The following is a 12,139-nucleotide window of genomic DNA, read 5'->3' as shown; positions in this document are numbered from 1 at the left end:
GTGGTTAGGCACCTCGCCGGATCCTTCCGGCATAGCGGCTCTCGAGAGCCCGGTTGTGCTCGTCGCCGCCGATCACGTTGGCGGACCGGTAGATCGGCGGTGCCTGGCCCTCCTCGATCAGGCCGCGCACCACCTCGGCCACGACCATCTGCGCCAGCAGCGCCGAGGTGATCGTGGAGACCGCGCCGAACACGCCGCCGTCCGGGAGCGGGAGGACCGCGTCGCCGTACGGGGCGCCGTTGTCGAGCACGACGTCGGCGAGGTCGAACAACTTGCGGCCCGAGGGGTGGCGGGAGGTCATCGCGGTGCTGTGCTGGACGGAGGTCAGGGCGATCAGGTCGTGCCCCTTCTCCTTGACGATGGAGGCCAGCTCCACCACCGAGCCGTTCACCCCCGAGCTGGAAATCAGCACGAACACGTCCCGTGGCTGGACGGGGGCCAGGTCGTAGATCTTCTGGGCGATCGTGGGGTCGCGCTCCAGCTCGGCCCCGTTTCCGAGGACGCTCACCGGCGCCCCGCCGTACAGGACGACGTCGCGCAGCGCGAGCCGGTTGGTGGGGACCAGCCCGCCCGCGCGCCCGGCGATCTCCATCGCGATCGCCTCGGAGTGCCCCGAGCCGAAGGCCTGGATCACCCCGCCGTCCCGCAGCGATCCGATCATCAACGCGGCCGCCTGCTTGACCGCGGTCCCCTGCGTCTGGACGACCTCGTCCATCAGGGCCTTCACTTCATGAACGTAGTCGCCGGCTCCGATGTCCATGATCAGCTCCTCTCCACGCGGTGGCTCTCCAGTGCCCGGATCGTCAACTCGAACGCCTCGTTGGTCTGCTCGTAGGTGCGTTGCGCGACCGCGACGTAGACGGTGTCGAGGACGAAGAGCTGGGAGTGGACGGCCGCCAGGCCGCCCAGTCTGAAGGTGGTCTCGCGGCTGGCGGTGGTCAGCACCAGGTCGGCCAGCTCGGCCAGCGAGGACCGGGCGAAGGAGGTCACCGCGACGGTCAGCGCGCCCCGGTCTCCGGCCTCGGCGAGCGACTCCAGGACCTCCCGGGTGCGCCCCTGGTGGGAGATCCCGATCGCGACGTCGCCCTCGGCGAGCAGTGCGGCGTCGGCGAGCGCCTCGTGCGCGTCGGCGTGGCTCCAGCAGGGAACCCGGATCCGGCGGAGCCGTCCGCCCATCATGGAGGCCACCGCCCCGCTGGTGGAGACCCCGAAGATCAGGACCCGCCGCGCCGCGACCATCGCGTCGGCGACCTTGGCGACGGTTTCCGCGTCGAGCTGGGCCGCGGTCTCCTGGATGAGCCGGGAGTCGGCGGCGGCCATCACGCCGATCGCCGCGTCGAGCGGATCGGTCGGGCCGATCTCGTGGCCCACCCCCGCGTCCCAGTTGGCCTGCGCGGCGCGCCCGTTCTCGGTCGCCAGCGCGACCCGCAGCCCGGCGTACCCGGCGAAGCCGAACACCCGGCAGAAACGGGTGACCGTGGCGGGCGAGCTGCCGCTCCGCTCGGCGAGCGTGATGATCGTGGATCGGGCCGCCTCCGCCGGGTCGGCCAAGATGGCCTCGCCGACTCGGCGCAGTGCCTCCGGCAGGGAGGGCGTCTCGGTCTGGATCCGCCCGAGGGCTCCTGCTGCCACAGGCATTCCTTTCACCTATTAAGCGATTGGGTGAAAATTATTATTAACTCCGCCCGGCGTCAAGGCACCGGGGATCATCGTTTTATTTGGTCAAACGCTTGCCCGATAGGGCGCGCGGTAGGGTTGGCCGGATCCATCGTCACGCGTTAGGCGACCATGCTCGATCAGCGACTTCAGCCCGTCATGCCGTACGCCGCACTCGTCTTCGACTGTGACGGCACCCTCGCCGACACCCTCTCCGCCAACGAGAACGCCTGGCGGGCGGCGCTGGCCGGCTGGGAGGTCGAGCTCGATCCGGCCTGGTACCGCGCCCGCACCGGCCTGTCCGGCGACCGCCTGCTGGCCGAACTGGAGACCGAGACCGGCGCGGAGCTGGACTACCCGGCGGTCCGGGCGGCGGCGCTGGACGCCTACCAGTGGCTGATCCACACCGTCACCCCGCACCGCCAGGTCAGCGCGATCGCCGAGGCCCACCGGGGCCGGGTGCCGATGGCGGTGGCCTCGGGAGGGGCCCGCCAGGCGGTGGAGGAGACCCTGCGCGTCACCGGCCTTCGCCCGCTCTTCGACGCCGTGGTGACGAGGGACGACGTGCGGCACGGCAAGCCCGCCCCGGACGTCTACCTGCTCGCCGCCCGGCTCCTGGACGTCGACCCGCACGCCTGCGTCGCCTACGAGGACACCGACGAAGGAGTGAACTCCGCGCTGGCCGCCGGCATGACGGTCATCGACGTCCGCCCCTCACTCCTCGGTGATACCTGAGCCGGGATCATCATGGGCCGATGATCCCCTAGCATCTCCACTAAGTCTGATCAAGCAGACATAAGGAGAGCGCCGTGCCCGAGGAGCAGCTGCCCCAGGGAGTCGATCCCACGGTGCCGAGCGTGGCCCGCATGTACGACTACTACCTCGGAGGCAAGGACAACTTCGCCTCCGACCGCGAGGCGGCCGAGAAGTTCATCGAGGTCGTTCCGAGTATGCGGATGATCGCCCAGGCCAACCGCGCCTTCCTCCGCAGGGCGGTGACCGAGCTCGCCGGCCAGGGGATACGCCAGTTCCTCGACATCGGCTCGGGCCTGCCCACCCAGGAGAACGTCCACCAGGTCGTGCATCGGATCGTTCCCGACGCCCAGGTCACCTACGTGGACAACGACCCGATAGTCCTGGCCCACGGCCGGGCCCTGCTGGCCGACAACCCCTACACCACCGTGATCCAGGCGGACATGCGCGAGCCGAAGGCCCTGCTCGACCACCCCGAGGTGCGGGCGACCATCGACTTCGACCGGCCCGTGGCCCTGATCCTGCTGGCGATGCTGCACTTCGTCCCCCAGGACGACATCGCCGACACCATCGTCACCTCGGTGCGCGAGGCGCTCTCGCCCGGCAGCTACCTGGTCCTGTCCCACGGCTTCGCCGGCTACTCCGGCCAGGAGACGCAGGAGAAGGCGCAGGAGGTCTACGTCTCCACCGCCACCGGATCGATCACCTCGCGCAGTCCCGCCCAGATCGCCGCCTACCTGGAGGGGCTCGACGTGCTGCCCCCGGGGATCGTCCCGGTCGAGGCCTGGCGCCCGGAGTTCGACGAGGACGTCCCGATCGACTTCACCCAGCCGAGCATCCTCGGAGCCGTGGCGCGACTCCCCTAGCATTTGGCTAGCTGTACTATCCAATGATGCGGATATCCCAGCTCAGCACCGCATCGCGCGTGCCCATCCCCACGATCAAGTACTACCTGCGCGAAGGTCTGCTCCCCGCCGGGGAGCAGACCTCGGCCACCAGGGCGGAGTACGGCGAGCGCCACGTGCGGCGGCTGCGGCTGATCCGCGCCCTGCTGGAGGTCGGCCGGCTGCCCATCGCGTCCATCCGCAAGGTGATCGCCGCCGTGGACGACGAGAACCTGAGCATGCACCACGTGCTCGGCACCGCCCACTACGCCATCGCCCCCGTGGTCGAACTCCACGCGGCCGACGAGGAATGGACCCGCGCCCGCGCCGAGGCCGACGGCCTGATCGGCGATCTCGGCTGGCAGGTCGATCCCGACGCCCCCACCCGGGACGAGCTCGCCCAGGCCATCCTCACTCTCAGCCAGCTCGGCATGCCCGCCACGGGCGAGGTCCTGCGCTCCTACGCCGAGGTTGCCATCGGCCTCGTCACCGAACATGAGATCAACAGCATCCCGATCGACGGCCCGCGCGAGGCGGCGGTCGAAGCCCTGGTGATCGGCACCGTGGTGTACGGCAGGGTCCTCGACGTGATGCGCCGTCTCGCCCAGGAATCGGCCTCCGCCCGCGTCTTCGGCATCTCGTACGACTGACGCCGCGGAAGGAACGGACGTCCCAGCCGGGATGATCGTCCTCTTCCGCTCCGCAAACGGCCGGTTCACTGCTTCTGCTCCGCAAACGACCAGCTCACAGCCCAAAAACAGCAGTGTGCATTATTTTCACAAGGCTCCTGCCTGCCCAAACGACCCGGGGTAACATCCTGTTCACATACGGGCAACAGTCGCGAAATCGCGACTTGCGATTCTTGACGGGCAGCAGCCCCTCCATCTCAAGGAATCCGCCGATGAGCTTCAAGGCCGAATACATCTGGATCGACGGCACCAAGCCGACCGCCAAGCTTCGTTCGAAGACCAGGGTTCTGGCCGATGGTGTCGAGCTCCCGATCTGGGGCTTCGACGGGTCCAGCACCAACCAGGCCGACGGCTCCTCGTCAGACCGCGTGCTCAAGCCCGTTTTCACCTGCCCGGACCCGATCCGCGGCGGCAGCAACGTGCTGGTGCTGTGCGAGGTTCTCGACATCGACATGACGCCGCACGCCAGCAACACCCGCGCCGCCCTCGTCGAGGTCGCCGAGAAGTTCGCCGACCAGGAGTCGTGGTTCGGCATCGAGCAGGAATACACCTTCTTCAAGGAGGGCCGCCCGCTCGGCTTCCCGCTCGGCGGCTTCCCCGCCCCGCAGGGTGGTTACTACTGCGGCGTCGGCGCCGACGAGGTCTTCGGCCGCGAGATCGTCGAGAAGCACCTCGACTACTGCATGGCGGCCGGCCTGGCGATCTCTGGCATCAACGCCGAGGTCATGCCCGGCCAGTGGGAGTTCCAGATCGGCCCGGCGAGCCCGCTGGACGTCTCCGACCACATGTGGGTCGCCCGCTGGCTGCTCTACCGCACCGCCGAGGACTACAACGTCGCCGCCACGCTTGACGCCAAGCCGGTGAAGGGCGACTGGAACGGCGCCGGTGCGCACACCAACTTCTCCACCAAGGCGATGCGCGAGGGCTACGACCCGATCATCACCGCCTGCGAGGCCCTGGCCGCCAACGCCGCCGAGCACGTCAAGTACTACGGCGCCGGCATCGAGGACCGCCTGACCGGCCAGCACGAGACCGCCCCCTGGAGCGAGTTCAGCTACGGCGTCTCCGACCGCGGCGCCTCGGTCCGCATCCCGTGGCAGGTCGAGGTCGAGAAGAAGGGCTACATCGAGGACCGTCGCCCGAACGCCAACGTGGACCCCTACCTGGTGACCCGTCTCATCGTGGACACCTGCTGCACCGCCCTGGCGGCGGCCGACCAGGTCTGATCCGGCCTACGGCCGACCCACAGCGAGGCTCTGCACGAGGCCGCGAACACCCTGCCGGGGGTGTTCGCGGCCTTTCGCGCTCCGCCACCCAAGATCGTGATTAGCGAATCCGATTCGGTTTCTGTAAAAATCGGAAAACGCTCTCCGCGATCGGTTCATCCGGCCGAGACAACCCTTCACGTCCCCGAAGAGAGCGGTTTCTCGTTTCCCTCCGGCGGGGTGGGCGACGGTCGGCCCGACCGGTTCGACGGAAACGTCCATAACGGGAAACGATTTCCGACCGGGCGACCGGAAGCTCCCCACCAGCTCCGATGGCATGTTCACGCCCCATGGCGTGAGATGGCGCAAATGAAGTTAAATCAGGTGCTTTAGGACAGCACTAAAAAGCCACCGAGAGCCGTACCATAACTGCGATGCGGGACGTGGTGGAGCAGTTGCAGCGCCTGGGCATGTCGGGTTACGAGGCCAAGGCCTATGTCACCCTGGTCGGCGCCGGAAAGCCACTCAACGGCTACGAGGTCGCCAAGCGTTCCGGCGTGCCACGCAGCACGGTCTACGAGACGCTGGGCAAGCTGGTGGCCAAGGGCGCGGCCTACGAACTACGGGGTTCCGACGACGCCATCGACTACCTGCCGCTGCCGCCCCGGTCTCTGCTGGAACGCCTGCGCCGGGAGTTCGACGACTCGATCGAGTCCCTGGAGTCCTCGCTGCCGACGATTATGGCACCCCCCGAAGCTCACCTGACCCACAACCTCAAGGACGCCAGGGCCCTGCTCACCCGGGCCGAGGACGTGGTGGCCGGATCGCACACCGACCTGTTCCTGTCGATCTGGCCCCAGGAGATGGAGCGGCTCTCCTCCCTGACCAAACTGGCGGTCGAGCGCGGGGTCGACACCTCGGTGATGCACTTCGGACCCGCCCCGGACCCGGTCGGGCACCTTTACGAGCACCGGTTCCCTCCCCCGGCCGTGGCCCTGGAACACCTGGGCTACCGTCTCCTGGTCATCGTCGGCGACCGGCGGGAGACCCTGATCGGCGGATTCGTGGACGACTCCGCCTGGGGCGTCTACACCGAGGACCCGGCCGTGGTCCTGATGGCGGCGGAATACATCAGGAACGACATCACCATGGAGATCATCGCCGACCGGATCGGGCACGACTCCTTGCGCGAGATCTGGGCCGGCGACCCCGAGCTCAAACGTCTGCGCGCCGGCCACGGCCGCCCGGCCGCCCTGCTCCGCGCCGTCGGGGGGCCAGATCTTAACCAGCCGCTCACCTACTGATGGCAGGATTGCTGGAAAATAGATATGACATTCTTTCAAGGAGACTGTCGCATTTTGGGGGAGACAGCATATGGATAAGCCGGTCATCATGACGATCGACGACGATCCGGGCGTCTCGCGTTCCGTGGCACGTGACCTACGGCGCCGCTACGGCCAGTCCTATCGCATCGTCCGGGCCGACACCGCGGCCGAGGGAATCCAGAGCGTCCGTGACCTGCGGCTACGAGGCGACGACGTCGCGGCGTTCCTCGCCGACTACCGCATGCCGCAGATGAACGGCGTGGAGTTCCTGGAGCAGGCCATGGACCTGTATCCATACGCCCGTCGCGTGTTGCTCACCGCCTACGCCGACACCGAGGCCGCGATCCAGGCGATCAACGTGGTGGACCTCGACCACTACCTGCTGAAGCCGTGGGACCCGCCGGAGGAGAAGTTCTACCCCGTGCTGGACGCCCAGCTCGACGCCTGGCAGCGCACGGATCGGCGTGAGACCGACGAGCTGCGGGTGGTGGGAGCGCGCTGGTCGTCGCGGTCCTACAAGGTCCGCGACTTCCTGGCCCGTAACCAGGTGCCCTACCGATGGCTGCTGGCCGACACCCCCGAGGGCGGCGAGCTGCTCGCCGCGGCCGGTGAGGCGAGCAACATCAGCCCGGCCAAGCTGCCGCTGGTCATCACCGCGGAGGGCAGGAAGCTCATCGCGCCGAGCACCTCCGAGCTGGCCGAGGCCGTCGGCCTGTCCACCGCTCCCGCCACCGACTTCTACGACCTGATCGTCATCGGCGGCGGCCCCGGCGGACTGGGCGCGGCGGTCTACGGCGCCTCCGAGGGCCTGAGCACGGTGATGGTCGAGCAGCACGCCTCGGGCGGGCAGGCCGGTCAGAGCTCCCGCATCGAGAACTACCTGGGCTTCCCCGACGGCGTCTCCGGCTCCCAGCTCGCCGACCGCGCCCGTCGCCAGGCCCTGAAGTTCGGCGCGGAGCTGCTCACCGCCCGCAAGGTCACCAGCCTGGAGGTCAAGGGTCAGACGAAGGTGGTCGGCTTCGCCGACGGCGGCAGCATCGCCGCGCACACCGTCATCCTGGCCACCGGCGTCTCCTACCGGCGGCTGAACGCCCCGGGCCTCGACGACTTCATGGGCAGCGGCTGCTACTACGGAGCCGCCATGATCGAGGCGGCCGAATGCCGCGACCGCGAGGTCTACATCGTCGGCGCGGCCAACTCGGCCGGACAGGGCGCGGTCTACCTGTCGGGGTTCGCCAGCAAGGTGCACCTGATCGTCAGGAGCGACGGCCTGGAGAAGACCATGTCGCACTACCTGATCGAGCAGATCGCGCAGATCCCGAACATCGAGATACACACCGAGACCCAGGTGGTCGGCGCGGAGGGCGACGGGCACCTGCAACGGATCACTCTGAAGGGCCCGGACGGCGAGCGGACGACGGACGCCGAGTGGCTGTTCGTCTTCATCGGCGCCCAGCCCTTCACCGACTGGCTCGGTGACACGGTCGAGCGCGACGCCAGGGGATTTGTCCTCACCGGGCCCGACCTGACCGCCACGGAGAGCCGCCCCCGCAACTGGCCGCTCCGGCGCGAGCCGTACCATCTGGAGACCAACGTGCCGGGTGTGTTCGCCGCCGGAGACGTCCGGGCCGATTCGATCAAGCGGGTCGCCTCGGCGGTCGGCGAGGGTGCGATGGCCGTGGCACTCGTTCACCGTTACCTGGAGAAGACATGACGGAACAAGACGGCGTCTCCGGCCGCCGGATCGGCCAGGGAGGCCGCCCGGTCGAAAAGGATCTGCTCCGGGGGCTGTTCCTCTTCGAGAAGCTCGAGGACGAGAAGCTGGAGGCGCTCGCCGGCTACGGCACCGAGCAGGACTTCGACGCGGGCGAGCAGATCGTGAAACAGGGCGACCCCGCCGAATTCTTCGTCGTCCTCATCGAGGGCGAGGTGATGATACTCGTCGAGACCCCCGCCGGGCCGGTCCCGATGAGCCCTACCTCCCAGCCCGGGGTCTACGGCGGCGCCATCTCCGCCTACATGGGCGACCGCGCACCGCAGACCTACCCTCACTCGCTGAACGCGACCAAGCCCTCCCGGTTCTTCGTGCTTCCGGCCGAGAGGTACGGCCAGATCCTCAACGAGTGGTTCCCGATGGCGGTGCACCTGCTCGACGGGGCGCGCATCGGCGGGATGGCCCAGCGCGAGCTCGTCGACCGGCGGCAGCGGCTGACCGCGCTCGGCACGATCACCGCCGGGCTCACCCACGAGCTCAACAACCCGGCGGCGGCGGCCGTGCGAGCGGTGGGCGAGCTGCGCGAAAAGGTGAAGACGTCGCGAAGGCGGCTGGCCGGGCTGATCGGGGCGGGCATCGACCCCGAACGGCTGCGCACGCTGATCGACATCCAGGAGAAGTGCGCGGAGAGCGCCTCCGACACCTCCAGCCGGTCCCCGCTGGAGATCTCCGACGCCGAGGACGAGCTGTCCGACGCGCTGGAGGAGGCCGGGGTGGAGAACGCCTGGGAGATCGCGTCGCCGCTGGTGAGCGCGAGGTTCGGCGTCGACACCCTGGAGCAGGTCCGCGCCCTGGTCGGGGATGAGTTCCTTGACGGAGCGGTGCACTGGATCTCCCAGGCCACCGAGATCTCCCAGATGCTGAACGAGGTGACCGACGCGACCGAGCGGATCTCCTCGCTGATCGCCTCCGCCAAGCAGTACTCCCAGATGGACCGCACGCCGTACCAGACGGTGGACGTGCGGGAGCTGCTGGACAGCACGCTCACCATGTTCCGGGGCAAGATCCCGCCGGGGATCAGCGTGGCCACGGACTACGACCCCGATCTGCCGCCGCTCCCCGCCTACGCCGGGGAGCTCAACCAGGTGTGGACGAACCTGATCCACAACGCCCTGGACGCGATGGCCGGCACCGGCAGGCTCACCGTGCGCACGGCCGTCGAACACGACACGGTCGCGCTGATCGAGATCGGCGACACCGGTCCCGGCGTGCCCGAGAGCCTGCGCGAGCGGATCTTCGAGCCGTTCTTCACCACCAAGTCGGTCGGCGAGGGCACGGGTCTGGGCCTGGACATCTCCTTCCGCATCATCGCCGGCCGTCACGGCGGTGACCTGCGGGTGGAGTCCGAACCGGGGAACACCCGCTTCCAGGTACGGCTGCCGCTGATCGAGGCACCGCCCACCTGAGCAAGACCCCGCCGGCCGGTTGACCGTTCTCCTCGCCGGAACCCGCGGGTGGCGCGGTACGGCATGCGTATCGTGCCACCCGCGAGGCACTCCGCGTCGCGCTTTCCCCGGCCCCTGAAGGGACACGAGGGACCGTTCAGCCGTGGACGCCGTTGATCATGTCCATCAGGCGGGCGAGGACCTTGCCGTCGGAGACGCGGACGCCGTCGTGCTCCCACTCGTTGGTCACCCAGGCGCGCACGTTGCCGACCCTGCGGGCGGTCTCCATGGACAGGCCCTCGTCGACGTACATGTCGTCGTAGTAGACGGCGGCGGCCACCGGGACCCGGTTGGCGGCCAGCCGTACCGGATCGTAGAGATCGGGCCAGCCGGAGTCGGCGGCGATGATCTCGGCGGCACCCCTGAAGGGGCGCAGGGCCGCGATCTCGTCGAACATCCAGGGGTAGATCATCTCGCCGGTGGGCAGCAGCGGCTCGACGTCCTCGCGGAACTCCTCCGGCAGCAACCGGTGCGCGGCCCACTCGGTGGCGGCGCCCTGGGCGTAGATCGACTCGTGCAGGACCGCGTAGAGGGGGTTGCCGACGAAGCCGGTGGCCATCATGACCTCGTACAGGAACAGGTCGGAGAGCTTGCCACCGGTCCACGCCTCGTCGAGCACCCAGTGCAGGTATCCGGCGCCGTCGCTCATCCCCAGGCACATGCCCATGCTCTGCAGGCGGCGCACGGTCAGCAGGTCGCCGTCCGGAAGCAGGACCTTCTCGCGGCGCAGGTGGTCGGCGATCTCCTTCAGGCGTCCCGCGTCCGCGGGGTGGCGGGCGAAGTAGCGGTCCACCTTGGCGCGGACCCGGGGATAGGTGCGGGAGTAGACATCGTCGGCGGTGGCCTCGAGCCCGGCCAGGCCTCCGGTCACGTAGCAGGCCTTGAGGCCCTCGGGAGCCCGGGAGAGGTAGGTCAGCGTGATGAACCCGCCGTAGCTCTGCCCGAGGGTCTCCCACGGGCGGTCGCCGCAGAGCTCACGCCGGATCAGCTCGGCGTCGGCCACGATCGAGTCGGCGCGGAAGTGCTTGAGGTGGGCGGCGCGCTCGGCGTCCGTGCCGGTCACCGTCTTGGCGGTGAGGGGGGTGCTGCGACCGGTCCCCCGCTGATCGAGCAGGAGCACCCGGTGGGTCTTCAGCGCGTGTCCCAGCCAGCCGTCGGCCTCTGTCGGCCTCGGTGACTTGCCACCCGGACCGCCCTGCAGGAAGACCAGCCACGGCAGGTCCTCGCCCTGCCTGGCCGGGTCCACCGCCTCCCTGGCGAAGACCTCGATCGTCGCACCGTCCGGATCGGCGTGGTCAAGAGGGACGGTGAACACGTGGTCGGTGAGCGCCACACCGGGCAGAAGGACAATCACTCACGAGAACCTACCCGACCTCGCGGACCCGTCCCGTAAGTGACCGGCAATCGGTTTGTAAGCAGGCTTCGGCACGATGTGGACATGACGAACCACCCGGTCGCCTCCGTGACCGTCGCCCGCGCCGCCCGTCTGCTGGGCGTACCGCTCATCGCCGTCCTGCTCGCCGGATGCGGCGCGCTGGGCGGCGGAGGTGACGCGACCGCCGCCTCCGCCGCCCCCGTCCGCGCGACCTCGGAAGCGAGTGTCCCGCCCGCCGCGGACGCCCAGCCGTCACAGGAACCGCCGACGCAGGACCCCTCGGCCGCGCCGGACGACTCCGGCCAGGGTTCCGGCGGCTCCGGCGGCTCCGGCCAGGCCAGGACGGTCGCCCCCGGCGGCACCCTCGCCGACGGCGACACGGTCTCCGCCGAGCTGACCCGGGCCGGCCAGAAGGACACGTTCACGCTGGACCTGGGCGGCGCCCGGGAGTTCTACGTGGCGGACATGCGGTGCGACGGCGGCATCAAGGTCCAGGTCATCGCGGAGATCGACGGCAAGCCGGAAGGCCTGGACAACCTCTCCCTGTGCGGCGGCAACTGGGTCTTCAAACTGAGCAAGGCCGGCGGGCACCGGCTTGAGATCACCGGCGACACCAACGTGATCGGCCCGTACTCCTTCCGTCTCGCGACCGTGAAGGTCCGCTCCTTCCCCGTGAAGCTCGGCCTGAAGATCGGCGAGGGCAGCCCCGCGGGGGCGGGGAGGCTCGCGGCCGGTGGAGAGGTCCACCGGTTCGAGTTCGACGCCGACGGCGCCTCGGCGATCAAGGTGCTCGGTGGAGCGGGCTCCTGCCTCGCCATCGAAATGGAGTTGGTCGACGCGGCGGAGACGAGCGTCGCGACCGCCCGGCAACCGATCCCGCTGTGCGGGTACGAGCTTCCGATAGCGCTGTCCAACGGCGACGGCCGCTACGCGCTCGTGATCCGCTCGGCGGCCGCCAAGACCGGCCCCTACTCCTTCCAGCTCGTCCGCTCCGACTGATCCACCGTCACGGACCGGCCATGGCGGTACCTGG

11 protein-coding genes are annotated in these 12,139 nt (G+C 69.1%); 8 read left to right on the top strand and 3 right to left on the bottom strand.

Features of this window, described 5'->3' with window-relative positions:
• Window positions 1–4: 4 nt before the first annotated feature.
• On the bottom strand, window positions 5–760 hold the full coding sequence (locus CHC08_RS14790; protein WP_089207845.1) for a sugar isomerase domain-containing protein: 756 nt from the start codon (window positions 758–760) through the stop codon (window positions 5–7).
• 2 nt (window positions 761–762) lie between these two features.
• A complete protein-coding gene (locus CHC08_RS14785; protein ID WP_089207844.1) occupies window positions 763–1,638 on the bottom strand; it encodes a MurR/RpiR family transcriptional regulator in 876 nt (291 codons plus the stop codon).
• A 150-nt stretch (window positions 1,639–1,788) separates the two neighbouring features.
• On the opposite strand from CHC08_RS14785, the gene CHC08_RS14780 reads away from it, so the two are divergent.
• The 7 genes from CHC08_RS14780 (at window position 1,789) to CHC08_RS14750 (ending at window position 9,692) form a co-directional block, all read left to right on the top strand.
• Window positions 1,789–2,391, top strand: a complete 603-nt coding sequence (locus CHC08_RS14780; RefSeq protein WP_218825317.1) for an HAD family hydrolase — start codon at window positions 1,789–1,791, stop codon at window positions 2,389–2,391.
• A 74-nt stretch (window positions 2,392–2,465) separates the two neighbouring features.
• Window positions 2,466–3,275, top strand: coding sequence for an SAM-dependent methyltransferase (locus tag CHC08_RS14775; RefSeq protein WP_089207843.1), 810 nt, complete (start codon window positions 2,466–2,468; stop codon window positions 3,273–3,275).
• A 23-nt stretch (window positions 3,276–3,298) separates the two neighbouring features.
• Complete coding sequence (locus tag CHC08_RS14770; protein ID WP_338055678.1) at window positions 3,299–3,943, top strand: MerR family transcriptional regulator; 645 nt, start codon at window positions 3,299–3,301, stop codon at window positions 3,941–3,943.
• A gap of 251 nt (window positions 3,944–4,194) precedes the next feature.
• On the top strand, window positions 4,195–5,208 hold the full coding sequence (glnII, locus tag CHC08_RS14765; RefSeq protein WP_089207842.1) for a glutamine synthetase: 1,014 nt from the start codon (window positions 4,195–4,197) through the stop codon (window positions 5,206–5,208).
• 413 nt (window positions 5,209–5,621) lie between these two features.
• Window positions 5,622–6,491: a TrmB family transcriptional regulator gene (locus tag CHC08_RS14760; RefSeq protein WP_089207841.1), complete on the top strand. Its 870-nt coding sequence runs from the start codon at window positions 5,622–5,624 to the stop codon at window positions 6,489–6,491.
• 70 nt (window positions 6,492–6,561) lie between these two features.
• Window positions 6,562–8,226, top strand: a complete 1,665-nt coding sequence (locus tag CHC08_RS14755; protein ID WP_089207840.1) for an NAD(P)/FAD-dependent oxidoreductase — start codon at window positions 6,562–6,564, stop codon at window positions 8,224–8,226.
• Complete coding sequence (locus CHC08_RS14750; RefSeq protein ID WP_089207839.1) at window positions 8,223–9,692, top strand: ATP-binding protein; 1,470 nt, start codon at window positions 8,223–8,225, stop codon at window positions 9,690–9,692. The genes CHC08_RS14755 and CHC08_RS14750 overlap by 4 nt, the downstream gene beginning before the upstream one ends.
• A gap of 136 nt (window positions 9,693–9,828) precedes the next feature.
• On the opposite strand, the gene CHC08_RS14745 is transcribed toward CHC08_RS14750, so the two are convergent.
• Window positions 9,829–11,085, bottom strand: coding sequence for an alpha/beta fold hydrolase (locus tag CHC08_RS14745; RefSeq protein WP_089207838.1), 1,257 nt, complete (start codon window positions 11,083–11,085; stop codon window positions 9,829–9,831).
• Window positions 11,086–11,169: 84 nt separating this feature from the next.
• Here CHC08_RS14745 and CHC08_RS14740 point away from each other — a divergent pair, with 84 nt between their 5' ends.
• The gene (locus tag CHC08_RS14740; protein ID WP_089207837.1) at window positions 11,170–12,105 is read left to right on the top strand and encodes a hypothetical protein; all 936 of its coding nucleotides are present in this window, start codon (window positions 11,170–11,172) and stop codon (window positions 12,103–12,105) included.
• Window positions 12,106–12,139 lie beyond the last annotated feature (34 nt).

The sequence above is a fragment of the Streptosporangium subroseum genome (assembly GCF_900188345.1).
GTDB classification, from domain to species: domain Bacteria; phylum Actinomycetota; class Actinomycetes; order Streptosporangiales; family Streptosporangiaceae; genus Streptosporangium; species Streptosporangium subroseum.
The sequence above is the reverse complement of the archived record's forward strand: the minus strand, read 5'-3'. Positions and strand labels throughout refer to the sequence as shown.